The organism is Streptomyces sp. CBMA123 (genome assembly GCF_014596465.1).
In the GTDB taxonomy this organism is placed as follows: domain Bacteria; phylum Actinomycetota; class Actinomycetes; order Streptomycetales; family Streptomycetaceae; genus Kitasatospora.
The window spans coordinates 1-24033 of record NZ_MECK01000630.1 but is presented as its reverse complement, the minus strand read 5'-3'; the positions used below and the strand labels follow the sequence as shown (position 1 = coordinate 24033).

28 protein-coding genes and 2 pseudogenes are annotated in these 24033 nt (G+C 73.3%); 13 read left to right on the top strand and 17 right to left on the bottom strand.

The window, feature by feature from the left end:
* Positions 1-6 precede the first annotated feature (6 nt).
* A complete protein-coding gene (locus tag BG452_RS42905; RefSeq protein WP_188309808.1) occupies positions 7-546 on the top strand; it encodes a GNAT family N-acetyltransferase in 540 nt (179 codons plus the stop codon).
* A gap of 24 nt (positions 547-570) precedes the next feature.
* Here BG452_RS42905 and BG452_RS42900 read toward each other — a convergent pair whose 3' ends face one another.
* On the bottom strand, positions 571-1299 hold the full coding sequence (locus BG452_RS42900; RefSeq protein WP_188309807.1) for a glutamine amidotransferase-related protein: 729 nt from the start codon (positions 1297-1299) through the stop codon (positions 571-573).
* A 70-nt stretch (positions 1300-1369) separates the two neighbouring features.
* On the opposite strand from BG452_RS42900, the gene BG452_RS42895 reads away from it, so the two are divergent.
* Together BG452_RS42895 and BG452_RS42890 are read left to right on the top strand one after the other, a co-directional pair.
* Entirely contained in the window at positions 1370-2260 is an 891-nt protein-coding gene (locus BG452_RS42895) for a LysR family transcriptional regulator (RefSeq protein WP_223243581.1), read from the top strand.
* Positions 2261-2444: 184 nt separating this feature from the next.
* Complete coding sequence (locus tag BG452_RS42890) at positions 2445-3002, top strand: hypothetical protein (RefSeq protein ID WP_223243580.1); 558 nt, start codon at positions 2445-2447, stop codon at positions 3000-3002.
* Between the two features lie 160 nt (positions 3003-3162).
* Here the strand turns inward: BG452_RS42890 and BG452_RS42885 are convergent, their stop codons facing one another.
* Positions 3163-3975 (bottom strand): hypothetical protein, encoded by an 813-nt coding sequence (locus BG452_RS42885; protein ID WP_188309806.1) that lies wholly within the window; start codon positions 3973-3975, stop codon positions 3163-3165.
* A 625-nt stretch (positions 3976-4600) separates the two neighbouring features.
* The gene (locus BG452_RS42880) at positions 4601-5860 is read right to left on the bottom strand and encodes an alpha/beta hydrolase (protein WP_188309805.1); all 1260 of its coding nucleotides are present in this window, start codon (positions 5858-5860) and stop codon (positions 4601-4603) included.
* Between the two features lie 163 nt (positions 5861-6023).
* Here BG452_RS42880 and BG452_RS42875 point away from each other — a divergent pair, with 163 nt between their 5' ends.
* Positions 6024-6902 carry an NAD(P)H-binding protein gene (locus BG452_RS42875; RefSeq protein WP_223243579.1) on the top strand — a complete coding sequence of 293 codons (879 nt, stop codon included), beginning with the start codon at positions 6024-6026 and terminating at the stop codon, positions 6900-6902.
* Between the two features lie 200 nt (positions 6903-7102).
* Positions 7103-7369, top strand: coding sequence for a DUF5302 domain-containing protein (locus BG452_RS42870; RefSeq protein WP_188309803.1), 267 nt, complete (start codon positions 7103-7105; stop codon positions 7367-7369).
* Between the two features lie 129 nt (positions 7370-7498).
* On the opposite strand, the gene BG452_RS42865 is transcribed toward BG452_RS42870, so the two are convergent.
* The 3 genes and pseudogenes from BG452_RS42865 to BG452_RS42855 form a co-directional block, all read right to left on the bottom strand.
* Positions 7499-8023 carry a DUF6879 family protein gene (locus BG452_RS42865; protein WP_188309802.1) on the bottom strand — a complete coding sequence of 175 codons (525 nt, stop codon included), beginning with the start codon at positions 8021-8023 and terminating at the stop codon, positions 7499-7501.
* Positions 8020-8671: pseudogene (locus BG452_RS42860) on the bottom strand (phosphotransferase). Before BG452_RS42860 ends, BG452_RS42865 begins: the two are co-directional and overlap by 4 nt.
* Before the next feature lie 97 nt (positions 8672-8768).
* The gene (locus tag BG452_RS42855) at positions 8769-9653 is read right to left on the bottom strand and encodes a helix-turn-helix transcriptional regulator (RefSeq protein WP_188309801.1); all 885 of its coding nucleotides are present in this window, start codon (positions 9651-9653) and stop codon (positions 8769-8771) included.
* A 175-nt stretch (positions 9654-9828) separates the two neighbouring features.
* On the opposite strand from BG452_RS42855, the gene BG452_RS42850 reads away from it, so the two are divergent.
* Positions 9829-10605, top strand: coding sequence for an SDR family oxidoreductase (locus BG452_RS42850; protein ID WP_188309800.1), 777 nt, complete (start codon positions 9829-9831; stop codon positions 10603-10605).
* 455 nt (positions 10606-11060) lie between these two features.
* Here BG452_RS42850 and BG452_RS48330 read toward each other — a convergent pair whose 3' ends face one another.
* The 4 genes from BG452_RS48330 to BG452_RS42830 all read right to left on the bottom strand — a co-directional run bounded on the left by BG452_RS48330 (position 11061) and on the right by BG452_RS42830 (position 12849).
* Positions 11061-11561 carry a DUF6879 family protein gene (locus tag BG452_RS48330; protein WP_411293104.1) on the bottom strand — a complete coding sequence of 167 codons (501 nt, stop codon included), beginning with the start codon at positions 11559-11561 and terminating at the stop codon, positions 11061-11063.
* Positions 11562-11653: 92 nt separating this feature from the next.
* The gene (locus BG452_RS42840; RefSeq protein WP_317621508.1) at positions 11654-11905 is read right to left on the bottom strand and encodes a DUF397 domain-containing protein; all 252 of its coding nucleotides are present in this window, start codon (positions 11903-11905) and stop codon (positions 11654-11656) included.
* A 90-nt stretch (positions 11906-11995) separates the two neighbouring features.
* Positions 11996-12205, bottom strand: coding sequence for a DUF397 domain-containing protein (locus tag BG452_RS42835; protein ID WP_317621507.1), 210 nt, complete (start codon positions 12203-12205; stop codon positions 11996-11998).
* Positions 12202-12849, bottom strand: a complete 648-nt coding sequence (locus BG452_RS42830) for a DUF5753 domain-containing protein (protein ID WP_188309797.1) — start codon at positions 12847-12849, stop codon at positions 12202-12204. The genes BG452_RS42835 and BG452_RS42830 overlap by 4 nt, the downstream gene beginning before the upstream one ends.
* Positions 12850-12967: 118 nt before the next feature.
* Here BG452_RS42830 and BG452_RS42825 point away from each other — a divergent pair, with 118 nt between their 5' ends.
* Positions 12968-13408, top strand: a complete 441-nt coding sequence (locus BG452_RS42825; protein ID WP_188309796.1) for a hypothetical protein — start codon at positions 12968-12970, stop codon at positions 13406-13408.
* Between the two features lie 289 nt (positions 13409-13697).
* The gene (locus tag BG452_RS42820; RefSeq protein ID WP_188309795.1) at positions 13698-13853 is read left to right on the top strand and encodes a hypothetical protein; all 156 of its coding nucleotides are present in this window, start codon (positions 13698-13700) and stop codon (positions 13851-13853) included.
* Between the two features lie 22 nt (positions 13854-13875).
* Here the strand turns inward: BG452_RS42820 and BG452_RS42815 are convergent, their stop codons facing one another.
* Entirely contained in the window at positions 13876-14298 is a 423-nt protein-coding gene (locus BG452_RS42815) for a tautomerase family protein (protein ID WP_188309794.1), read from the bottom strand.
* A 37-nt stretch (positions 14299-14335) separates the two neighbouring features.
* Positions 14336-15046 (bottom strand): SDR family oxidoreductase, encoded by a 711-nt coding sequence (locus tag BG452_RS42810; RefSeq protein ID WP_188309793.1) that lies wholly within the window; start codon positions 15044-15046, stop codon positions 14336-14338.
* Positions 15047-15195: 149 nt separating this feature from the next.
* On the opposite strand from BG452_RS42810, the gene BG452_RS42805 reads away from it, so the two are divergent.
* On the top strand, positions 15196-15789 hold the full coding sequence (locus BG452_RS42805; protein WP_188309792.1) for a TetR/AcrR family transcriptional regulator: 594 nt from the start codon (positions 15196-15198) through the stop codon (positions 15787-15789).
* Between the two features lie 2 nt (positions 15790-15791).
* On the opposite strand, the gene BG452_RS42800 is transcribed toward BG452_RS42805, so the two are convergent.
* The gene (locus BG452_RS42800; protein ID WP_188309791.1) at positions 15792-16214 is read right to left on the bottom strand and encodes an SRPBCC family protein; all 423 of its coding nucleotides are present in this window, start codon (positions 16212-16214) and stop codon (positions 15792-15794) included.
* Between the two features lie 116 nt (positions 16215-16330).
* Between BG452_RS42800 and BG452_RS42795 the strand changes: the two genes are divergently transcribed.
* Together BG452_RS42795 and BG452_RS42790 are read left to right on the top strand one after the other, a co-directional pair.
* Positions 16331-16969: a formylglycine-generating enzyme family protein gene (locus tag BG452_RS42795; RefSeq protein ID WP_188309790.1), complete on the top strand. Its 639-nt coding sequence runs from the start codon at positions 16331-16333 to the stop codon at positions 16967-16969.
* Between the two features lie 35 nt (positions 16970-17004).
* On the top strand, positions 17005-17529 hold the full coding sequence (locus BG452_RS42790; RefSeq protein WP_188309789.1) for a GNAT family N-acetyltransferase: 525 nt from the start codon (positions 17005-17007) through the stop codon (positions 17527-17529).
* A gap of 4 nt (positions 17530-17533) precedes the next feature.
* Here BG452_RS42790 and BG452_RS42785 read toward each other — a convergent pair whose 3' ends face one another.
* Both BG452_RS42785 and soxR read right to left on the bottom strand, forming a co-directional pair.
* Positions 17534-18457 (bottom strand): phosphotransferase family protein, encoded by a 924-nt coding sequence (locus tag BG452_RS42785; protein WP_188309788.1) that lies wholly within the window; start codon positions 18455-18457, stop codon positions 17534-17536.
* Positions 18458-18500: 43 nt separating this feature from the next.
* On the bottom strand, positions 18501-19052 hold the full coding sequence (gene soxR, locus BG452_RS42780; protein ID WP_188309787.1) for a redox-sensitive transcriptional activator SoxR: 552 nt from the start codon (positions 19050-19052) through the stop codon (positions 18501-18503).
* A 56-nt stretch (positions 19053-19108) separates the two neighbouring features.
* On the opposite strand from soxR, the gene BG452_RS42775 reads away from it, so the two are divergent.
* Both BG452_RS42775 and BG452_RS42770 read left to right on the top strand, forming a co-directional pair.
* Entirely contained in the window at positions 19109-19834 is a 726-nt protein-coding gene (locus BG452_RS42775) for a transketolase (RefSeq protein ID WP_188309786.1), read from the top strand.
* A gap of 141 nt (positions 19835-19975) precedes the next feature.
* Positions 19976-20869 carry a transketolase family protein gene (locus tag BG452_RS42770; RefSeq protein WP_188309785.1) on the top strand — a complete coding sequence of 298 codons (894 nt, stop codon included), beginning with the start codon at positions 19976-19978 and terminating at the stop codon, positions 20867-20869.
* Positions 20870-20953: 84 nt separating this feature from the next.
* On the opposite strand, the gene treZ is transcribed toward BG452_RS42770, so the two are convergent.
* Positions 20954-22687, bottom strand: a complete 1734-nt coding sequence (treZ, locus tag BG452_RS42765) for a malto-oligosyltrehalose trehalohydrolase (RefSeq protein WP_317621506.1) — start codon at positions 22685-22687, stop codon at positions 20954-20956.
* Between the two features lie 2 nt (positions 22688-22689).
* Positions 22690-24033: pseudogene (locus tag BG452_RS42760) on the bottom strand (malto-oligosyltrehalose synthase); the annotation flags it as partial.

Here is a 24033-nt window from a genome sequence, read left to right as displayed (position 1 = left end):
GGGGTGATGAATGATCGTTTTTCCGTTGAACCGCTGACCGTCGAGCGCTTGGAGAGCTACACCCGCGCCGAGCAGGCGCAGATCCTCGGCCCCGGCGAGGACCCGTACGGCGTCGCCTACACCGGGCTGACCTTCCGCTCCAAGGACGTGCACTTCGGCATCCGGGCCGCCGACGGCCGGCTCGTCGCCCACACCGGGCTGCTCCCGATTCCGCTCACCGTCGGCGGCACCGACCTGGAGGCGGCGGGTGTCGGCGGCGTCTGCGTCGCCGCCGACCGGCGCGGCGAAGGCCTGGCGCACGCCGTGGTCGGGACCGCTCTCGACCACGGGCGCGCGCTCGGCCTCCGGTACGCGCTGCTGTTCTGCCGCCCGCCGCTGGCCGCGTTCTACCGGGGGCTCGGGTTCCGCGAGGTGGCCGAGGAGGTGACGGTCGAACAGCCGGAGGGGCGGCTCGCGGTGATGCCGCTGCGCACCATGTGGCGGCCGTTGGCGGAGGGCGCCGGATGGCCGGAGGGGCCGGTGCGGCTGCGCTCGCTGCCGATGTGACGGCCGCTCCCGGGTGACCGTCGGTCAGGCGGTCGCCGGCTCGCCCTGCGCCGCGTGGGCGACGGCGGCCGCGGCCAGGGCGCGGATCATCGGGTGGGCCCGGGTGCCGTCGCCGGACAACTCGGGCTGGAACAGCGAGGCCAGGAAGAACGGGTGCTCCGGCAGCTCCAGGACGCGGACCTGGCCGGACTCGTCCGCGCCGGTGAAGCGCAGTCCGTGGGCGCGCAGCCGGTCCAGGTAGTCGGCGTTGAGGCCGTAGTTGCAGTGGTAGCGCTCCAGGGTGCGGGTGGCGCCGAGGGCGCGCTCGGCCAGGGTGCCGGGGGTGATCACGACGGCGCCCTCGTGGCCGACCAGCGAGCAGGCGAGCGGCACGATCACCTGCTGCTCGCGCTCCGGGTCCTGCTCGCCGTGGACGGTGTCGGCGAGGCCGCAGACGTCGCGGGCGTACTCCAGCACGGCGTGCTGGAACCCGGCGCAGGTGCCGAGGAAGGGGATGCCCCGCTCGCGGGCGGTCCGGATCGCGGCCAGGGCGCCCGCCTCGCTGCGGTACGGGCTGCCGGGCAGCAGCCAGACCGCGTCGAAGCCGTCGAGCGCGCCGGGCGCCCCGGCGTCCTCGGTGGGGATCCAGTAGGCGTCCAGGACGAGCTGGTCGCGTTCGGCGAGGGAGTCGAGCAGGCCGGGGATGCGGGCGTGCGAGCGGACGGCGGGGGAGCGGTCGCCGACCAGGGCGATCCGTGGGGTCAGGTAGGTCATGCGGCTATCCTGACCCCGCACCCGAGATCAGCGCCAACGATGATTTCTTACATCTCGATCAGATCGGTTGATGACCGCCGTGGATCCGCAGCAGCTGCGCACCTTCGTCACCGTCGCCCGGCTCGCCTCCTTCTCCGAGGCGGCCCGGGACCTCGGCTACACCCAGTCCGCGGTCTCCCAGCAGATCGCCGCGCTGGAGGCGGACCTCGGCACCGCGCTGCTGGTCCGCCGCCCGGTCGGGCCGACGGTGGCCGGGCGGCGGTTGCTGGAGCACGCCGCACCGCTGCTGGTCCGGCTGGAGGCGGCGCGCGCCGACGTGGCACGCCTGGCCGGCGCCCCGAGCGCCCGACTGGTGCTCGGCGCCACCCCACTGGCGGTCGGGGCGGCACTGGGGCGCGCGCTCGGCGAAGTGCGCCGGGCGTACCCGCAGGTCGAACCGGTCGTCCGGGTGCTCGCCCAGGACGTCCTGCCCGCCCAGGTCGCCACCGGCGAGGTCGACCTCGCGCTGATCGACGGCCTGGCCGCGCCCAGCGATCCGCTGCCGCTGCCCGAGGTCGGCCCGCTGACCACCGTCGCCGTCGACGAACAGCCCGTCGCCGTCGCCCTGCCCGCCGGACACCCGCTGGCCGGCCGCGCCGGCATCGCCCTCGCCGACCTCTCGGCCGCACGCTGGCTGGACGCCCCCGACCTCACCCCGACCGCCGCCCGGCTGCGCGCCGCCGCCGGCACCGACGGCTTCCGGGCCGCCACCCGCTACCGGGGCACCGACCTGAACGGCCTGCTCGCCCTGGTCGCCACCGGGCACGGGCTCACCCTGCTGCCGGAACCGGCGGTGGCCCGGGCCTCCGGCGTCGCCCACGCGCCCATCGCCGCACCGCGGTTGGTGCACCGCACCGAACTCGTCCACGGCAGCCTGCCGGAGGGGCCGGCGGCGCTGCTGGCGCGGCTGCTGGTGGTGTAGGGCGTGTCCGGTCGCCGGTTGCCGAGGGCTCCGCCGTCGCGGGCCGGACGTCTGCGGACCGTACGGATGTGGAGGGGTGGTCACCACTCGTTCACGTCCCGGGCCTGACGGTGGCAGCGCGAACGGTGCTGTCATGGGCACAGTCGCCCGGCGATCGGCCGGGCCGGCCCAGGAGAGCGCCACCATGATGCTCCGTCAGCGTCTCACCGTCGTCGCCGCGGCGGCCACCCTCACCGTCGCCGGGCTCGCCGCCGGCACCGCGCAGGCCGCCGCCCCGGCGACCCACAAGCCGGTCAAGTCCGGCTCGTTCGCGGCGAGTTGTTCGCAGGCCTACCTGCCGCTGCCCGACCCGTCCTGCACCCCCGGCGCGTACAACCCGGCGGTCACCCAGGCCACCATCGGCCAGACCATCTGCGTCTCCGGATGGACCGCCACCGTGCGCCCGCCGACCAGCTACACCAACGCGCTGAAGGCCCAGCAGATCACCCAGTACGGGTACTCGGACACCAACCTCTCGGACTACGAGGAGGACCACTTCGTCCCGCTGGAACTCGGCGGCGCGCCGCGCGACCCGCACAACCTGTGGCCCGAGCCGCGCTACGGCAACGAGCCGGCGCAGAGCAAGGACTCGGTCGAGACCAGACTGAAGAACGCGGTGTGCGGCCACAAGGTGACCCTGGACGCCGCCCGCAGCGCGATCGCCAGCGACTGGACGACGGCGCTCAGCCGCCTGGGGCTGTGAGCAGGTGAGGTGAGCGGCTGAAATGGTGCCGCCAGGCCCGTCCGGTCCCCTGTTCCGGACGGGCCTGGCGGCCGTCTGTGGGTGCGTCAGCGGCGGGTGGTGCGGTCGGTGACGGGTGGTGCGGTCGGTGACGAGTGGGACGTCGGCCGCGGGCGGTGCGTCAGCCGCAGCCCGGGAAGGCCTCGCAGAGCGGGGCCGTCATGCCGGTGGCGACGAACTTGTCCTCGGGCGCCTTCCAGGCGTCCTTCGGCTGGGCGCCCCCCTTGGTGGTCGCCCAGACGGACAGTTCGGTGACCGTCCCGCCGCTCACCACGACGTACTCGTGCAGGGTGGCGGTGGAACCGTCGGGCTGGGGGGCCGTCACGGTGGCGGCGAAGTACGGTGCGTCGGTCGCGCTGGTCACCTTCACCGTGGCGCCCGGCGCGGTCTTGGCGCAGTTCGTCACGGCGTCGGCCAGGCCGCGCTTGATCGCGCTCGCGGTCTGGGCGTTGCCGCTGCTGTGGGTCGGGTCGCCCCAGAAGTCCACGGTCTGCTGGGCCGTCCAGCGGTCCCCGCCGAAGCCGACCGCGGCCTTGGCCCGCGCCGCGCCGTCGGTGTACATGTACTCCTCGCCCTTGGGGGGCGCGGCGTGGCACAGCTCCATGCCCTTGAAGTCGACCGACCCGGTGACCGGCTTGGCGTTGGCCGCCAGCGGGGCGAAGTGGTAGGCCTCGTCCATCGGGATGCTCTTGGTGTCCATCCAGGCCTTGGCCGGAAAGCCCTTGTCCTTGTCGGCGCCGGCGGTGGGCTTGCCGGTGCCGGTGCCGGTGCCGGTGGCGGTGCCGCCCCCGGCGGGTGCGGCGGTGGTCGGCGCCGCCGGGGCGGCGGACTTGCCGCCGTCCTGGCCGCTGTCGTCCGGGCCGCAGGCGCTCAGGGTGCCCACGCAGAGCAGGGCGGCGGCGGTGGCGGTGACCAGGCGGGTGCTGCTGCGCAACTGACGATTCCTCGGGTGTCCGGTGTCGTGGATCTTGGCCGGGGCGGGGGCCGGTGGCCCGTCGGCCGCCCGTCCTCGCCGGCCGGTCGACCCGTGGCTGCGGGCGCTCGGCATGGCTGTTCCTCCCCCGTTGGTGCTGCCGTCAGGCCCCCTGGCTCCGCGGCCCACCGCTGGTCTGAGGCGTGGTCAGAGCGGTTGCTGCGTCGACGGCGGACGAAACCTATGACACGGCGGCGCCCGGAGCAAAGCGGGTTTTCTCCCGGGCGCCGGGCGAGTGCGGCAGTTGCAGCGGGCTGGTGGTGAACATGTGTGCGGGCGCGGAGTAAGCGATGGGCGGCGCGGACGCCGGGCCGGGCGTACCGGCCGGTGCCCGGCACCCGTCGGGCGCAGGGGATCTCCTTGCCGCGCGGGCCGTTCGGCGGTGGATCGTGCGCGTTCGGGGCGGCGCCGGCCGGGTGCGGCGGGGTGGCCGACACCAAGGCTTTCCCCCGGTGGCGGGCGGGTGTGATCCCACCCACGGTCGCGCTCCGGACGGTCCGCGCGGGGGGTGCGGTTCGGGTACGGCCGGGTCGGGGGGCCCGGATCCGTACCGAATCCGGACCGGACCGGGACGGGCCTGTGACGGCTACGCGTGGGTGCCCGGGACGCCGAGCTGGGCGGCGAGCCAGGGGAGGGCCTGGGCGAAGGTGGCGGCGCCGGTCTGCCAGGTGTGCTTGCCGGAGCCGACGGCGCTGGTGGTGCGGATGCCGTCCTTCCTGGCGGCCGTGTCCAGGGCCTTGGCGGACTCGATCTGGCCGTGCTCCTCGTCGCCCTGGCCGAAGTAGCCGGAGACGCCCTGGTACTTGGGGTGGTGGGCGAGCACCGTCAGCGGGTCGTGGGCGGCCCAGGCTGCCGCGTCGCCGCCGTACAGCTCCTGGACGGTGTGGTCCTTGTCGCCGATGTACGGGCCCTTGTCGCCGGAGAAGTCGCCGAAGTGGGTGAAGCGGCCGGGGTGCTCGACGACCATGTCGAAGGCGCAGGTGCCGCCCATCGACCAGCCGGCCACGCCCCACTTGTGCGGGTCGGTGGCCGCGTTGAAGGTCTTCTCGATGTACGGCGGGACGTCCTTGAGCAGGTGGCTCTCGGAGTTGCCGTGCGGGCCGTCCACGCACTCGGTGTCCACCCGGAAGCCGCCGGTGGCGTCCACGAAGACCAGGATCGGGGCGAAGCCGTTGTGCTTCGCGGCGAACTCGTCGGCGGTCTTCACCGCGTTGCCGGAGCGGATCCAGTTGTCCGGCGCCGCGAACTCGCCGCCGATCATCTCCAGCACCGGCAGCTTCGGCCGGCTCTGGCTGCGGAACCAGGCGGGCGGCAGGTAGACCAGCTCCTGACGGTGGGTGAAACCGCTCGCGGTGTCCGGGATGTCGACCTGGACGATGCGGCCGGTCCTGGTCTTGCCGTGGATCGACGACACCTCGGCCAGGGTGATCTGGTCGGGCAGCGGCTGGCCGCTGAGCTCGCCGATCGCGTCGTCCACCGTCGGGTAGTAGCCGGTCGCGATGTTCACGCTGTTCGCGGCGCAGAACAGGGCCAGCAGCACCGTCGGCGCCACCAGCGCCCGCCGCCACCACCGCGCGCCCCGCCAGCCGAAGCCGAGCACGGCCAACGCCCCGACCGCCACCCCGCTCCACAGCCACACCCCGAACGGGATCGGATCGGTGATCCCGGCCAGGGTGAGCACGGCGACGGCGACGACCGCGGTGATCGCCAGCGCCGTGCCGAGCGCGATCGGTCCCCACTTGCGCTGCCAGGTCCGGTCCCGCCAGCCCACCGCGGTCACGAACAGGGCGAGGGCGGCGGCCTGGACCGTCCAGGGGAACCAGCCGTCGAGCAGGGAGACGTTCATGCGCGGAGGCTAGGGGCGGCGGATGAGAGGAGGCTTAGAGCCTGACCGTCCGCTGGAGGTGGCCTGGGAGCCGGCTGGGAGCCGGGCCGTCCCGCGCTCATCTGACCACGCAACAGTCATGACCGGGTTGCTTTTTTAACCAAGTAAAGTTTCTATGGGTGGCATGGAACAGAAAGACATCCCTCCCGTGCTCGTGACCGGGGCGACGGGCCGGGTCGGCCGCATCGTCGTCGACCAACTCCTCGACGCGGGCGTACCGGTCCGCGCCCTCACCCACCGTCCCGAGGCGGCGGCGACGCTGCCGGCGAAGGCCGAGGTCTTCATCGGCGACCTCACCGTGCCCGAGTCGCTCGGCCCGGCCTTGCAGGGCGCCGGAGCGGTCTTCCTGGTCTGGACCGCCCCGCCGCAGACCGCCGCGGCAGTCGTCGAGCGGCTGGCGGCCCACGTCCGGCGGGTCGTCTTCCTCTCCTCCCCGCACCGGACGCCGCACCCCTTCTTCCAGCAGCCCAATCCCATGGCGGCGCTGCACGCCGACATCGAGCGGCTCATCGCCGGCACCGGACTCGAGTCGACGATCCTCCGGCCGGGGATGTTCGCGTCGAACACGCTGGCCTGGTGGGCGCCCGCGATCCGGGCCGGCGAGGTCGTCCGGTGGCCTCACGGAGCCGCCGAGACGGCACCGGTCGACGACCGCGACGTCGCGGCCGTCGCGGCGCGGACGCTCTGTCGGGACGGATACGTCGGAGGCGACTACGTCCTCACGGGCCCCGAATCGCTCACCCAAGCCACGCAGGTGGACGTCATCGGCGACGCCCTGGGGCGCCGGATCGCCTTCGAGGAGATGACGCCGGACGAGTTCCGGCGCCTGTCGGAGGGCGCGGTGCCCGGTTCGGTCGTCGACATGCTGCTCGCCGCGTGGAGCGCGGCGGTCGGACGGCCCGCGTACATCACCACCGCTGTGGCCGACATCCTCGGGACGGCGCCGCGAGCGTTTCGTCAGTGGGCCGCCGACCACGCCACCGCGTTCACGGAGGCTCCGTAGCCTCGTCGACCGCGCCCTGGGCCCCGGCGGCGGCCCCCGGTCCGTAGCCGCCCCGGCCCTCGCCCTGAGGGCGCTCCACCATCGAGCAGGTCGGCCGGCTGGAGGCCCTCGGGGTGGTCTGGTGGGCCGGGCCGGTTTCGGGACGTGACATGGTGTCCCGTGAAGGCATCAACCCGACACCATCCACCAGGAGGTCCCGTATGAGCAGCGGCGCAGCGTCACCCGAGAACCCGGAGAACACCGAGAACACCGAGAGCCCCGAGAGGTCGGAGGCCGGCCAGGCCACCGAGGTCCCCGCGGCGGCCGCCCAGGACGACGTCAAGGCCCAGTTCCTCGCCGCGCTGGAGCGCAAGCACGGCGCCAAGGGCGGGAGCACGGCCGGCGGTCCGAACGGCGATTCGAAGATCCATGGCGCGCACGCCGCGGCGGGCGGCAAGCGCAACTTCCGCCGCAAGAGCGGCGGCTGACCGCTCCGGTGCGCACCGGAGCGCACGGGAGCGCACCGGAGAAGCGGCCGGGCCTCGGCGGGGCGGGCAGCGCCGGGGCCGGACCGGTTCGGGTGTCCGGGTGCCCCAGCACCGGGGCGCCGGGCGTGGTCAGACGGTGAAGTCGGCGTGCGGGGTGCCGCGCTCCCAGACGGTCTCGAAGGCGGCGGAGACGAGCTTCACCACCGCCGGGTCCTCCGAGTACTCGTGGCCGGCCCAGTCGCCGTCGCCGGTGAACCAGTGGAACAGCACCTGGCGGTCGTCGACCAGCCAGAGGTCGTTGCCGGGCAGCGGGATGTCGGACGCCAGCCGTCGGGGCAGCCAGCGGACCTGCTCGCCGGCGGCGAGGTTCACCGGGGTGAGCGCGTGCTCCCAGCGGATGTAGTCGGTGACGGGCTCGGAGACGATCCTCGCGCGGCGCAACTCGACGCCGCGGCCGACGGTCTCCCGGACCAGCGGCACCCAGCCGGCCCACCAGGCGGAGTCCGGGTCCGTGTCGGCCGTGCCGGAGCGCTTGAACTCCTCGAACTCGGCGGCTTCCTGGGCGACCCCGTAGGCGTCGCGCATTTCCAGGTGGACGGCCGTACGGCGGGCGCTCCTCAGCAGGGCGGAGTAGTCGGGCACGATCTCGGTCATCGGAGGCCTTTCGCGGGATCGGGTGGCAGGTAGGTGTGGGCGCCGGCCGTGAGGCGGCGGAGGGCGGCGTGGGCGGGCGGGCCCCAGGTGGGCTTGCCGCCCGGGCGGCCGCGCAGGCCCGCCTCGCCGATGTGGATGCCGCCGAGGGCGCGCAGGACGGCCCAGCCGCGGGCGCGGCGCAGGGTGGCGGGGTCGCGGGTGGGGCGGTAGGCCTGGTGGAAGAGGGCGGCGGCGCCGTCCGGGAGCAGGGACCAGGCGGCGGCGAGGTCGCCGGCCGGGTCACCCGCGCAGAGTTCGCCGAAGTCGATGACGCCGCAGAGCGTGCCGTCGGCCGTGAGGACGTTGGCCGGGTGGAGGTCGCCGTGGATCCAGAGGGTCGGAGGGCGCGCCGAGGCGTCGGGGTGCCGGGATCGGCAGGGGCAGATCCGGCGGGAGGGCGGGTAGCCAGGCATGTTCCTTGCGCAGCAAAGCACCTGCCGACTCGGTGGCCCAGGGCAGCCGGACGGCGAGGTCCTCGCCGAGGCGCCACATCTGGTTGTCCCAGCCGCGCGCGCCGAGGCGCAGGGGGAGAGCGGCGAGATCGGGGTGCTGGTCTCGGAGGAGTTGCCGGACCAGGTCTGCGGTGATCTCGATCTCGGTACGGGGCATGAGGGGAAGGGTAGTTGGGGGCGGGGTCGGGTGTGGGTCAGTTGCGGTGGGGGGGGTCGGGTGCGGGTCGTTCGGCGCGCGGGGGGTCGGGTGCGGGTCAGTTGGGGCGCGGGGTGTCGGGGGCCGGGATCTCGGGGGCGGTGGGAGCCGTCCAGCTGGCCAGGACCTGGAGGGACTGGGCGGTCGGGGAGTTCGGCTCGACGTTGTAGACGCAGAGGGTCTGCTCGCTGTCGCCGGGCGTCTGGAAGGACTCGTAGGAGAAGTGCAGGTCCCCGACCAGGGGGTGGAGGTAGTGCTTGGCGCCGTGGGTGCGGCGCAGCACCCGGTGGTCGTTCCACCAGCCGGTGAACTCCGGTGCCTGGAGCATGAGTTCGCCGACCAGGTCGGCGAGCTGGCGGTCGTTGGGGTAGCGCCCCGCTTCGAGGCGGAGGACGGCCACCGTCTCGGCGGCGATCCGCTCCCAATCGCCCACGCTCTCGCGGGCCTTGGGGTCCAGGAGGTAGTAGCGGGCCAGGTTGCGGCGGTTCGCGGGCAGCGCGTCGAAGTCGGTGAGGACCTCCCGGGCGAGCTGGTTGGAGGCCAGCACGTCGGTGCGTCGGCCGAGGATGAACGCCGGTACGTGGTTGAGGGTCTCCAGCATCAAGTGCAGCCCGGGGCGCACCCGTTGGGCTCTCGCCGGTGTGCGGCGGGTGGCGGGCCGGGTGTCGGAGTGGAGGAGGTCGGTGAGGTGCTCGCGTTCGGTGTCGTCCAGGCGCAGGGCGCGGCTGATCGCGTCCAGGACTTCGGCGGAGGGGTTGAGGGCCCGGCCCTGCTCCAGGCGGGTGTAGTACTCGGAGCTGACGCCCGCGAGCCGGGCCACCTCGTCCCGGCGCAGGCCGGGCACGCGCCGCACGCGGCCGTCGGCGGGCAGTCCGGCCTCCTCGGGGGTGACGCGGGCGCGGCGTGAGCGGAGGAAGCCGGCGATTTCCTTGGTGCGGTCCATGGGTCCATTGTCGGTGGGGCGGTGGTGGTGCGGGCGGGCGTGGGTGGTCCTGGCGGTACCAGTCAGGGCAGGGCCAGTTATGGCGTCCTGCGATGCCCGTCCGGGGGTTGTACTGGATCTGCGGTCGACGGAGAGCGGCCGGCGGAACTCCCAAAGCCCTTGGAGGGTAAGCAACATGTCCACGAACACCACGTCCCAGTCGCTTGCCGGTCGCGTCGCCGTCGTCACCGGGGCTTCGAGCGGCATCGGTGCGGCGTCTGCGGAGAAGCTGGCGGCGCTGGGCGCCCGGGTCGTCGTCCTGGCGCGGCGCGCCGACCGGCTGGCGGAGCTGGTCGAGCGGATCGAGAAGAACGGTGGACGGGCGGTGGCGATCGCCGCCGACGTGACCGATGTCGAGGCACTGAAGGCCGTCGCCGAGCGGGTGGAGCAGGAGTTCGGCGGGGCCGACCTGCTGCTGAACAACGCGGGGGTCATGCTGCCCGCCCCGATCGAGGAGCTGGCGACGGACCAGTGGAAGCAGCAGATCGATCTGAACATCACCGGGCTGATGAACGCGATCGGTGTCTTCACCCCGCAGTTGGTGAAGGCTGCGGCCGAGCGCGGGGTGGCGGACCTGATCAATACGTCGTCGATCGCGGCGCAGAACATCTTCCCCACGTTCGCGGTGTACGCGGGGACGAAGGCGTACGTCAGCCACCTGTCGCGGACCCTGCGGGCGGAGCTGGGCGCGAAGAAGGTGCGGGTTTCGGTGGTCGAGCCGGGCATCGTGGCGACGGAACTGCAGAGCCACGTGACGGATCGGGGCGCGCTGGAGTGGCTGGAGGGCTCGAAGGAGACCATGGAGTGGCTCACGCCGGAGGACGTCGCGGAGACGGTCGGCTTCATCGCCACCCTCCCGCCCCGGGTCAACCTCCAGCAGGTCACGGTGATGCCGACCGGCCAGGCCAGCTGACCGGCGGTGTGCAGGAGTGACGACGGGCGGTCCCGCGCACTGCGCGGGGCCGCCCGTGTGGTGGTTCAGGGGGTGGTGGGGAAGTCGTCGGAGCGGATGCCGACGATGACGGATTCGCTATTGAACGCGTTCAAATATACTGCGAGGATGATGCTCCTGTTGGAGCTGCCGAAGGGGCGGAGTGGCCATGGGAGCCGTGCTGAGAACCGAGAGCGCCCTGGCGTGGTTCCTTCGGGCGGCCGTCCGCTATCTGTTCGCCCTCGGCTGTGGATGGAGTGTCGCGGCCGGTGGATGCGCGCTCTGGCTGGCACATACCGGTGAGCTCTCCGGACCGGAGTTCCTGACCGGCTTCATCGAACTGGGGCTGTTCCTGTTCGGGTGGTTCGGCGTGCCGTCGCTGCTGCTGCTCCTCCTCTCCGCGCCGAAGAGGGAGAGCGAACTCCATCGGCCCGTCGTCACTGTCCTGTGGTGCGGACCGCCGATGTTCTGGGTGCCGTTCGTCGGCGGGTGGGCGCTGATCGGCATTCTGTTCCAGATCGGCTTCGCCGCCTTCGTGCTGCCCTTGCCGCGCCTGCTGATCGTCCCCCGACCGGCCCGCCTCTGATGATGAGCCCACGCCCGCCGACGGCCGAGGCAGCGCCAAACAGTGTCCTCGAACCCCGCCGGGTTGCCGGTCGGGGGCAGGCATGAGCTGCCGAGGTGGACGTGTACTCGCTCACCGGCTCGGAGACGATGCGGGCACGGCGGATCTCCACACGACGGCCGACGGTCTCGGCGATCACGTCCAGCCAGGGCCGCCACCAGGAGGCCCGACTGTCCGGGTCCAGGCGGTGGCCGGCCCGCCACCCGTGGAGGGCCGGGGCGTCCTGCATGTAGCCGTCGCGCATCTCAAGGTGAAGCGCCGAGTACTGGGCGTGCCGCAGCAACTCATCGATCTTCGGAACGCCCTGCGACATCACAAGCCTCCGTCAGCGTCGGCACCGCGCGGGCGGGAGCCGGTCTGGAACGGGCGGCCCCGCGTGATATGCGGGGCCGCCCGTGTGGTGGTTCAGAGGGCGGTGGGGAAGTCGTCGGAGCGGATGCCGGCGATGAAGGATTGCCAGCTGGAGGGGTCGAAGGTGAGTGCGGGGCCGTGCGGGTCCTTGCTGTCGCGGACGGCGATGGCGCTGACCAGTTGGCCGAACTCGACGCAGTTGTCGTTCGGGTTGCTGGCGCTGGACTTACGCCAGGCGATGGGGAGCGTCGAGGCGACTTCGATGCAGTCGCCCCCGAGGGATTGCTGTAGCTGCTCTTGCGCCAATTCAGGTCGGCTGACACGTGGAGGACCCACTGAGGCTGCGAGTTGGGAGTGGGCTGCCCCGCGCGGCGCGGGGCAGCCCACGGTACTGACTCAGCTGGTGGTCGGGAACTCGCCCGCGCGTATACCGGCCATGAACGCCTGCCAGGCCTCGGCTGAAAAGCGGAGGGCCGGACCGCGGAGATCCTTGCTGTCACGGACCGGGACTATGTTGGCGAAGCCGTCGGCGATCTCGACACAGTCACCCTGGCCATTGCTATACGTACTCTTGCGCCAGTTGGCTTTATGGAGATCTTGATTCACGGGGAGTACTCCTCTGCGACTTCCCTCAACCATGCGATGGACCTCTCGGGTTGGACCGATGACGCCATAAGACGGTGGAAGGCATCCTCATGGCGGGCGATCTCGTGAGGCCGCTCCGAGTAGATGCTGCTGGTGGTCGCCTCGGAATACGCCACGCTGCCGGGGATGTCATTGAACGAGAGGATGGAGAACGAGGCGCCCATCGCCGCGTGTGCACCAGCGGAGAACGGCAGAACCTGGATCGTGACGTTGGGTCGCTCGTCCGCCATGGCGGCGAGATGGCGCAGTTGCTCAGCCATGTTCTGACTGCCACCGACCGGTCGCCGTATGACGGCTTCGCCGATGATCGCCCACAGTTGCGGAGGCTCATGGCGATCGAGAATCTGCTGGCGATCCATTCGTAGGGCGACGCGCCGTTCGACCTCTTCGGTGGACTCGGTTGGGTTCATCGCCCGGATCACATGCCGCGCGTAAGCCTCGGTTTGCAGCAGCCCCGGGACCAATTCGCACTGGTAGGTCTCGATCTTTGCGGCATCCGACTCGAAGCCCACATAAGCGCGGAACCAATCCGGCAAGGCATCGCCGTAGGCGTGCCACCAACCCTGTTGCCGGCTCTGGCGAGTCAGGTTGAGGAAGCGCTTCACCTCATCGGGTGAAGTGACGCCGTAGTGGGCCAAGAGCTTCGCGGCGTCGCGCTCTTGTAGTGGTACGAGCCCGCTCTCGATGCGGCTCAGCTTCGAAGCGGACCCGAGTGGGGGAGAGATGACCGTGGTGCCCGCGAGTGCGCGCTGGCTGGCCGGGGCGGCGAGTGCCGTCTTCCTGGTGCCGCTCCTTCCCCTTGCGGGGGCGTACGGGGTCGGCCTGCGGCTCTTCCTGGCCGCAGTCGGGCTGCTGACCGCCGCCGCCTGCGCCGTCCCGGTCTTCTACCGCCGCCGGGACCGGTTCCGGGTCGCCTGCGCGGCAGCCGGGTTCACGGTTGCCGCAGTGTGGCTGCCGTTCCTGGTCATCGGCCTCCTGGCCGTTCTCTCCCTGGGCGGCTGGGCCTGGTTCCTCGCGTTCCTGTTCATGCCGGTCGCGGCGATCACCGCGCTGATCGCCGCGTTCCAGCGGGCCCGTGGGCCCGAGTGCGGCCGGGCGGCGGTCGCTCTCGGGTGGATCGCCGCAACGGCGTCGGCGGTCGGCTGGTTCCCGCTCGCCGTTTAGCCGGCGCTCGGCGCCGGACGATCCGGTCGAGGCCGGTGGCGAGGCCGGACGTGACCGCCTCGCGATGCTGCGGGGGCTCCGCAGGCAGGTCGCTCGTGGGCTGCACGCCCCGGTCGGGGGGCGTGGAGCCGGCGCGGGGTGCGCAGGAAGTTGCCGATGTGGGCAGGGGCTGGGGTGCTGATGCGGTCGGATCCGAAGTGGTGGGCGACCGGCTCCAGTCGACGGCGCCGCGTTCGCTCAGGTCGGTGGGGGTGAGGGTCCGGGCGATCGTCCGGACCCTCACGACGAGGTGTTCCTGGCTGCGCCGGGCCGGCCCGCCGTGGTCTCGGTGGCGGCGCGGCCGGCCCGGGTGATGCAGAACAACGACGATCCGGCGCTGCTGGAGCCGCACGGGGCCGGCCACGCCTGGCCGCCCGGCACCGGCCGGATGCCGGACGACTCGTAGGCGGTGGTCAGGCCCCCTTCGGTCAGTACGGGAGCGGGCGGTTCTCGCGGGCCCACAGCTGTTCGGCCTCGCTCCCGGTAGGTGGCGGGGAGATGCCGTCCATCATCCACAGGTCGCGGGGTGTCTCGTCGATGTGGAACTCGCAGTACAGGCCGCGCTCGGTGGTGTGGGGCGCGAGGACGGCGGCGAGGGCCTCCCGGGTGCGCCGGCGCAGGTCGGGTTCCTCGGTGTGCCGGGCGATGTGCTCGACGACGATCCGTACGGCGTTCTGGGTGGGCCGGGTGCCGACGTGGAAGGCGTCGGCGCCGATCTCGTGGAAGAGCGTCATCACGTAGAACTCCGGTAGCCCGAAGCGGGTGTAGATCCCGGTGATGTCGGCGGCCATCCGCTGCTTCTGCTCGGGGCTGTAGGTGTCGCGCGGGTGGTAGACGTGCCACAGGGGCATGGGTGTTCTCCTCGGTGGTGTCGGGGTGGGGCGGGGCTCAGCGGCGGAAGGGGATGGTGAGGCCCTCGACCGGGCCGGAGAGCGCGGACTTGAGCGCCCGGGTGACGTCGTCGACGAGGACTTCGCTCTCCCCGCGCTCGACGCCGTCCAGGACGATGCGGGCCACCTCGTCCGCCGGGAGCTTGTCGACGGGCAGGGCCGCGACCATGTCGGTGTCGGCGAAGCCCAGGTGCACGCCGACGACCTGGGTGTGCTGGGCGGCCAGCTCCAGGCGCAGGGAGTTGGTGAGCGACCACAGGGCCGCCTTGGAGGCGCCGTACGCACCGGAACCCGCGCCCCAGGACAGCGCGGAGTGGATGTCGACCAGCGCCCCGCCGCCGCGGGCGGCCAGCACGGGCGCGAAGGCGCGGGCGATGCGCAGCGGGCCGAGGACGTTGGTGTCGAAGGTGGACCGGACGTCCTGGAGGTCACCGGTCAGCAGCGGTCCGGGGTGCAGGACGCCGGCGTTGTTGAAGACGAGGTCGACGTCCTGCACCCGTTCGGCCAGGGCGGCGACCGAGGCGTCGGAGGTGACGTCCAGGGCGAGCACCTCGACCCGCTGGTCCTCGGTGAACGAGGAGGGGGCGGGGGTGCGGGCGGTGGCGTAGACCTTCGCCGCGCCGCGGGCCAGGAGTTCCCCGACGAATGCCCGGCCGAGGCCGCGCAGGCCTCCGGTGACCAGGGCGGTGGAGCCTTCGATCACGGTCATGTGTCTGTTCCTCGCTCTCGGGAAGGGCGGTGCCCCGCGCTCGGGGCGACCGCCTCGTTTAGATTATTACCATCATCTAAAGTGGGCAGGGAAGCCCCCCATGGGAGACAGTGGGTGCACCACCACAGGACGACGAAGGGAGCGCGGACATGCCCCGCGTCTCACGCGCCGAGGCCGAACGCCACCGGCAGGAGGTCATCGACCACACCGCCAGGCTGATCCGGGAGAAGGGATCCGACCAGGTCAGCGTCCCCCAGGCGATGGCCGCCGCCGGGCTCACCCACGGCGGCTTCTACCGGCACTTCTCGTCCAAGGACGACCTCGTCGCCCAGGCCCTCACCGCCGCCTTCGCCGAACGCCGCGAAGCCATGGACCGCCTCGCCGACGACCGAGGGGATGCCGACGAACGGCCCACCCCCCGCGCCGAGTTCCTCGACCGCTATCTCTCCGCCCTGCACCGCGACCACCCCGGCCAGGGCTGCGCCGCCGCCGCGCTGGCCGCCGACGCGGCCCGCGCCGAACCCGGCGCGCCGCTGCGCACCGCGTTCACGGCCGGACTGCGCGACCTGGTCGACGGCTTCCGCCAACTGCCCGACCCCGCCGGGCGGGAGGCCGCGCTCGCCGACCTGTCGACCATGGTCGGCGCCCTCCTGCTCGCCCGCGCGAGCGACGACGAGGCGCTGTCCGTCGAACTCCTCGCCGCCGCCCGCCACCGCCTGACGGCAGCGGAGGCGGATGCGTAGGCTCAGCCCGCGAAGCGCTCCCGCAGCGCGGCCAGCCCTGTGGTGAAGACCCCGTGCACGCGCTCGGTGGACTCCTCGCGGTGCTCCGCCTCGATGTCGTACGTGACGCCCCACTCCACGAAGCCGGCGCCCAGCTCCGTCACCGGGGTGACCCGCAGGGTGGCCCGGTAGCCGTTGAAGTGGAAGGTGCCGTCGGGGAAGCTGTAGGTGTAGCTGCGGGCCTCGTCGTCGTAGGCGACCAGCGTCTCCGTCAGCACGACGCCGTCGAGGTCGAACACCCGGACCGTGCCGATCGCGTTGCCCGTCAGCCCGTTGCCGAGCCGGCTCGCCGGCAGGTGCGGGTGCCAGTCGCCGAGAGCGTGGAAGTCCCCGACCAGCTCCCAGACCCGCTCGGCCGGAGCCTCCACCACCGTGCTGACCGTCATGACCGCCATGGTCCTCGCCGCCTCTCGTCCGCCTGTTCAGGGATCACCCCGACGGTACGTCAGCTCCGAATGCCGGCGGGCAGGCCGTGCGGCGGCGGGTCGTAGGATCGACGATCATGGACCCCCGTACCGGACTGATCGCCGTTCCGCCCGGCCTCGTCACCCTCTCCGACCGTCGCACCCAGCGCAGTTGGAGCGTCGAGGTGGCCGCGTTCGAGCTGGCGCCGTGTCCGGTCACCCGCGAGCAGTACGAGGGCGCCGCCGGTGACCGCCGCCCCGCGCACAGCGTCTCCTGGCTGGACGCCGTCCGGTACTGCAACGAGCTGTCCCGGCGCGAGGGCCTCACGCCCGCCTACCGACTCGACGGCGAGGACGTGGCCTGGGACGGCACCGCCGACGGCTACCGGCTGCCCACCGAAGCCGAATGGGAGCACGCCTGCCGCGCCGGAACGGACGGCCCGCGCTACGGCCCGCTGGACGAGATCGCCTGGCACCGCGGTAACTCGGGCGAGCGCCCGCACCCCGTCGGCGAGCTGCGGCCCAACGCGTACGGGCTGTACGACCTGCTCGGCAACGTGTGGGAGTGGTGCTGGGAGCGCTACGACCCCGAGGTGTACGGCAGTTACCGCGTCCTGCGCGGCGGCGGCTGGTTCGACGAGCACTGGAGCTGCCGCGCCTCCGTGCGCCGCCGCAGCCACCCGACCCTGCGGATCGACGACGTCGGCTTCCGGCTCGCCCGGTCGACCGCGGCCTGAGGAACGGTCGGGCGAACCGGCGCGTTGGCGCCCTCGTGAACCCAGAGAAGATCGTCCTCCGCCCGATGGCCGAAGCCGACCTCCCCGCCCTGGGCGGGATGCTGAACGACCCTGAAGCGCTGGGCGAGTTCCAGTGGTACGGCTGGTCCGACCCCGAGCGCTTCCGCCGCCGCTGGGCCGAGAACGGGCTGCTCGGCGAGGAGCAGTGGATCTTCGCCGTCGCCACCGAGGGCGAGTTCCTCGGCTTCGTCGCCGCCACCCGCAAGGGCGCCCGGCCGACCGCCCCGTACTGGAGCCTCGGCGCTCAACTGCTGCCGCGGGCCCGGGGGCGGGGCATCGGCACCGAGGCCCAACGGCTGCTGGTGGATTACCTGTTCGCGCACACCCCGGTGATGCGGCTGGAGGCGGACACCGAGGCCGACAACCTCGCCGAGCAGCGCGTGCTGGAGAAGCTGGGCTTCACCCGCGAGGGGGTGCACCGAGCGATGGCCTTCCGGGGCGGGGAGTGGCGCGACATGGTCTACTACAGCCTGCTGCGCACCGACCCGCGCCCGTGGTGACCGGTCAGCCGACCCCGAACCACTCCTCGGCGAGATCGTCCAGCGTCCGCGCCGATGGCTTCAACTCCCTGAGGTACCACGGCAGATCGCTGTACACGTGCAGCAGGGTGTACGCCATCAGCAGGCGAGGCTCGAAGGGGCGGCCGTAGGCGGTGAGCAGCTGTCCGAGCAGCTGCGGGTCGGCGCGGGTGGTGAACAGGCCGACGGCGACCAGGTCGTAGGCCGGGTCGCCGATCATCGCGGGTTCGAAGTCGATCAGGCCGGTGAGCCGCCATCCGCCGGCCGGGTCGGTGATCAGGTGCTCGCGCATGAACTCGGTGTGCAGCAGGGCGCGTTGCGGGGTGCGGGGGAGCGGGGCGGCGGCGAGGAAGTCCGGGATCTGCTCCCACCAGGCCTCGGGCAGGCCGCGTTCGCGCTGGCGGGCGACGGCGCCGGCCCGCTGCCCGTCGAGGAAGGCGGGCCAGTCGCCGGGGCGCAGCACGTCGGCGAGCGGTTCGGCGTCCAGGGCGTGCAGGGCGGCGAGTGCCTCGCCGCAGTCGCGGGCGATCCGCTCGCGGTCGGCCCGGGGGATGCCCGGCCAGGCGGGGGCGAGGCCCTCGCCGTGCAGACGGGACATCAGCACGTAGCGCCAGCCGTTGACGTACTCGCCCACCGCCCGGACCGCCGGGGTGGGGATCGGCAGCGCACCCCGCAGCCGGGCGAGGACGCGTCCCTCGGCGAGGCCGTCGCGGGCACTGGCGGCCGGGAACAGCTTGAGCACGTGCTCCCCGCCGACCGCGTAGACCGGGACGGACCCCTCCGCGAAGCGCTCCAACGGCTGCCCGCCGACGCCGAGGCGCGCGCACAGCGCCTCGGCGCCCGGGCGCATCACCGACTCGTCGGGGATGACCGCGTCCCACTGCTCGTCCGTCTCCACCAGGGGCAGCATGCCCGCACCGTAGGCATGCCGACGGTCGTGCGGCAAGGGCTTTTCAGTGCGCCGCGTCGCGCCGGGTGCCGCAGGCCGCGGCGGCCGCCGGCTCCGGCTCCGGGCCGGTGTCCGGGTCGCGGGTGAGCAGGTAGCGGGCGCCGGGGCCGGCCTGGGCGGCACGGTCGTCGGCGTTGTAGAGGGCGCAGCGGGTGAGCGAGAGGCAGCCGCAGCCGATGCAGCCGGTGAGCTTGGCCTTGAGCCGCTCCAGTTCGGCGATCTGCTCGTCGATCCGGGTCTGCCAGGACGCGGCGACGCCGTCCCACTCGGTGCCGCTGGGGGCCGGGCGCTCGGGCAGCCGGTCGAGGGCGACCCGGGCCTCGTCCAGCGAGAGGCCGACCCGCTGGGCGGCCCGGACGAAGGCGATCCGGCGCAGCGTGCCGCGCGGGTAGCGGCGCTGGCCACCGGCGGTGCGGGTGGCGTGGATCAGGCCGAGGCCCTCGTAGTAGCGCAGCGCGGAGGCGGCCAGCCCGCTGCGGTCGGACAGCTGCCCGATGGTGAGCAGGTCGCCGGGGCGCGGGACGGCGGTGTGGCCGGCGTCGGGTGTCGCGGTCATGGGGACTCACTGTAGCCGCTTGACCTCAAGTTCGCTTTAAGTTGCACGATCGACGCATGACGACGCAGACGACCGTGAACACCGGCACGGAAACCGTGAACGGGGCCCGCTTCGAGGACCTCCAGCCGCTGATGGCCCTGATGACCGGCGACGAGAAGCACGACGTCGCGGCCACCTCCACCCTGGACGCGCTCTGGGTGCTGTACGACCGGGTGCTGCGGGTCGCCCCGGACACCGCCGAGGCCCAGGACCGCGACCGCTTCCTGCTCTCCAAGGGCCACGGCCCGATGGCCTACTACGCCGTACTCGCCGCCAAGGGCTTCATCGACCCCGCCGTGCTGCCGAGCTTCGGCGGCTACGACTCGCCGCTCGGCTACCACCCGGACCGCACCCTGCTCTCCGGCGTGGAGATCTCCTCCGGTTCACTCGGACACGGCCTGCCGCTGGCCGTCGGCACCGCGCTCGGCCTGCGGGCCCAGGGGCTGACCGACCCGGCGGTGTGGGTGCTGGTCGGTGACGCCGAGTTCGACGAGGGCTCCAACCACGAGGCGGTGGCCTTCGCCGGCGCCTACGGCCTGGACCGGCTGCACGCGGTGGTGATCGACAACTCCTCGGCCACCCACGGCTGGCACGGCGGGATCGCCCAGCGCTTCGCCTCCGCCGGCTGGTCGACCGCGACGGTGGACGGCCGCGACCACGAGGCGCTGCACCGCGCGTACACCACCGCCCACCCGGGCCGCCCGCACGTGGTGGTCGCCCGGGTCGAGCCGAAGAACTCCTGACCGCGCCGAGCACTCATGACCGCGCCGAGTACTCCTGGCCGCGCCGAGCACCCCTGACCGCCCCGAGCACTCCTCGCGGCCCCGAAGAGCGCCCGATCACCCCCGTACGCCAAGTCATCCACAGCGAAAGGCACTTCACCGATGGACACCATGCGCGAGCGCTTCATCGACGTCACCTCCCGCCTCCTGGACGAGGACCCCCGGCTGGCCGTGGTGCTCGCGGACATCTCCGCCGCCGCCTTCGAGCCCGCCCACGAGCGCCACCCCGACCGGGTGGTCAACGTCGGCATCCGCGAGCAGCTGCTGGTCGGCGCGGCCGGTGGGCTGGCACTCAGCGGGATGCGCCCGATCGCCCACACCTTCGCCAGCTTCCTGGTCGAACGACCCTTCGAGCAGATCAAGTTGAGCCTGGTCCACCAGGGCGTCGGTGCCGTCCTGGTGAGCGCGGGCGGCTCCTACGACAACCCGGCGGCCGGCCGCACCCACATGTCCCCGGGCGACGTCGCCCTGCTGGACACCCTCCCGGACTGGACGGTGCACGTCCCCGGCCACCCGGACGAGGCCGAGCAGCTGCTGCGCCACGCCGTCGCCGACGGCGACCGCAATGTGTACGTCCGGCTCTCCAACCACCAGAACGCCACCCCGGTCACCGTCGAGCCGGGCCGCTTCACCACCGTGCGCACCGGCAGGCGCGGCGTGGTGCTGGCCGTCGGCCCGATGCTGGACGCGGTGCTGGCGGCCACCGAGGGCCTGGACGTGACAGTGCTGTACGCGGCGACGGTGCGCCCCTTCGACGCCGCCGGGCTGCGCGCCGCGCTGGGCGACAAGGCGGATGTGGTGCTGGTGGAGCCGTACCTGGCGGGCACCTCGGCGAACGAGGCGCACGCGGCGCTGGCCGACCGCCCGCACCGGGTGCTGGCCCTGGGCGTGCCGCGCGGTGAGCACCGGCAGTACGGCTCGATGGCCGAGCACCTGGCCGCCTACGGCCTGGACGCCTCCTCGCTCAAGGAGCGGATCGGCGCCTTCCTCTGGTGAGCCGCCGGTGAGTCGCCGGTGAGCCGCCGGTGAGTCGTCGCGAGTCGTCGTGAGTCGTCGTGAGTCGTCGGTGAGGGTGAGCCCTCAGGAGGCCAGCACGACCGCCACCGAGTCCACCGCCAGCCGTACGGTCGCACCTTCCAGGGCGGCCGCCCCGAAGGCCGCCACCACCTCCCGCCCGTCGCCCGCCAACGGCAGCACCGCCTCGGCGGGGCCGAGATTGACCGCGACCCGGTACGGCCCCCGGTGCACCACCAGCCAGCCCGCCGCCTCGTCGTACTCGACCCGCACCGCGCCGAGGTCCGGGTCGGAGAGTTCCGGCCGGTCGCGTCGCAGCCGGATCAACGTCCGGTGCCAGTCGAGGAGTTCGCGGTGCGGGGCGCGCCGCAGCTCGGTCCAGTCGAGCACCGAGCGCAGCACGGTGGCCGGCTCCTGCGGGTCCGGGACGGCCTCGGCGGCCCAGCCGTGCTCGGCGAACTCCCGCCGCCGGCCCTGCCGGACGGCCTCCGCGAGGGCGGGGTCGGTGTGGTCGGTGAAGTACTGCCAGGGGGTGGCGGCGCCCCACTCCTCGCCCATGAACAGCATCGGGGTGAACGGCGAGGTGAGCACCAGGGCGGCGCCGCAGGCCAGTCGGCCGGGGGTCAGCGAGGTGGAGATCCGGTCGCCGAGCGCCCGGTTGCCGACCTGGTCGTGGGTCTGCAGGTAGCCGAGCAGCCGGTGGCCCTCGTCCGAGTCGAACGGCCGTCCGTGGCTGCGGCCCCGGAAGGAGGACCAGGTGCCGTCGTGGAAGAAGCCGCGCCGCAGCGTCTTGGCCAGGGCGGCGAGCGGCCGGCGCGCGAAGTCGCCGTAGTAGCCCTGGGATTCGCCGGTGAGCGCGCAGTGCAGGGCGTGGTGGAAGTCGTCGCTCCACTGGGCGGTGAGGCCCTGGCCGCCGGCCTCCCGGGCGGCGGTGGTGCGCGGGGAGTTGAGGTCGGACTCGGCGACCAGGAACAGCGGACGGTTCACGGACACCGCCAACTTCTCGACCTGGCAGGACAGTTCCTCCAGGAAGTGGGTCGCCCGGTCGTCCGCGAGGGCGTGCACGGCGTCCAGCCGCAGGCCGTCGAGCCGGTAGTCGCGCAGCCAGGCCAGTGCGCTGCCGATCAGGTAGGCGCGCACCTCGTCCGAGCCGGGCGCGTCCAGGTTGACCGCCGAGCCCCACGGGGTGTGGTGCCGGTCGGTGAAGTACGGGCCGTACGCGGGGAGGTGGTTGCCGGACGGGCCGAGGTGGTTGTGCACCACGTCGAGCACCACCCCGAGGCCCTTGCGGTGCGCGGTGTCCACGAAGCGCTTGAGGCCCTCCGGCCCGCCGTAGGGCTCGTGCACGGCCCACGGGGACACCCCGTCGTAGCCCCAGCCGTGTCGGCCGGGGAACGGGCAGACCGGCATCAGCTCGACGAAGTCCACGCCCAACTCGACCAGGTGGTCGAGCTGTTCGGCGGCCGCGTCGAAGGTGCCGCGCGCGGTGAAGGTGCCGATGTGCAGCTCGTAGAGCACCGCGCCGGGCAGCGCGCGGCCGTGCCAGCCGGTCCGCGACCAGCGGAAGGCGGCGTGGTCCACCGCCCGGCTGGGGCCGTCCGGGCCGTACGGCTGCCGGGGCGAGCGCGGGTCGGGCAGCGGCGGGCCGCCGTCGAGCCGGAAGGCGTAGTCGCCTTCCGGGGCCTCGCCGGACCACCAGCCGTCCCGGTCGGCGCAGCGGGCCAACGCATGGGCCACGCCGTCGACTTCGACCAGGACCTGGGCGGCGGCGTTCGGCGCCCACACCTCGTAACGCGACACCCTCAACCCCTCCTCGTCAGCAGCGCCGCCGGGCAGGTCGCCAGCAGCTCCGCCACCGGTACCGCCCCCGCCGGGAAGTCGCGCAGCGACAGCTGGTCCGTCCAGGGGCCGCCGGGCGGCAGTTCCAGCACGGCGCCCCGCCAGCCGCCCGCCTTCGCCAGCCCGTACGGCAGCCGGGTGACGGCGGTGACCACGTCCTCGCCCCGGGCGAAGGCCAGCAGGTGGTCCGGGGCGGCCAGCGGCCGGTAGGCGCCGAGCGGGCCGGAGCGGCGCAGGTGCAGGGCGGTGGCGGTCAGGTGGAGCTTCTCCCGGGCGAGGTCGCCGGGGCGCGGGGTGGCCGCGTCGGTGAGCCGCACGGCGAGCGCGCCGAAGTCGACCACGCCCCGGTTGTCCGGGTCCACCAGGGTGTACAGCGGCTCCTCGCTGCCCTGGTAGAGGTCGGGCACGCCCGGAATGGTCAGGTGGAGCAGGGCGGCGGCCAGGGTGTTGGCGCGGGCGTACGGGGCGAGCGCGTGCACCAGGCCCTCGATCCGGGGGAGCAGCCCGGCGTTGCCGAAGACGGCGCGGGCCCGCTGCTCCAGGGCCTGCTCGTACCGGGCGTCGGGGGTGGTCCAGGAGGTGTGCAGCTTGGCCTCGCGGACGGCCTTGAGCAGGGCGGCGACCAGCCGGTCGGGGCCGATCGGCCAGGCGGCGACCAGGGTGTGCCAGAGCAGCCAGTCGGCGTCCCGGTCGAGACCGGGAGCCGGGGGCCCGGCGGCGTCGGACCAGGCGGCGGCCTCGGCGGCCCAGGCCTCCGGCTGTTCGGCGAGGACGGCGAGCCGGGCCCGGGCGTCGGCGCTGCGCTTGGTGTCGTGGGTGGAGAGCACCGTCATGCTGTGCGGCCAGCTGCGCTCCAGGTAGCGGCACCAGTCGTGGAACTCGGCCGGGTGCAGTCCGGGCCGGGCGGGCTCGCCGCCGACCTCGTTGAGGCCGGGCAGCGCGTTCCAGCGGTAGAAGGCGGTGTCCTCGACGCCCTTGGCGGCCACGGCGGCGGCGGTCTGGGCGAAGCGGGCGCAGAACTCCTCCTGGTCGGCGCCGGGCCCCAGCTCGCCGAGGGCGAGGGCGGCGACCAGCCGTTCGGTCGGGTCCTCGGAGGCCGCCCCCAGGACTCCGCCGAAGTCCAGCGCCGCCTCCCCGGGCCGTGCGTACGGCCGGTACACCGGGTAGTCGGTGAGCAGCCGCCGCAGCGCGGCGCGCAGCTGCCAGGGCGCGTGGTCGGCGTGGGCGGGCTCGGCGGCGCCGATCCGCAGCGCGATCCGGACCAGCCGCTCGATCTCGGCGGCCAGCTCGCCGCCGGGGCCGGTCAT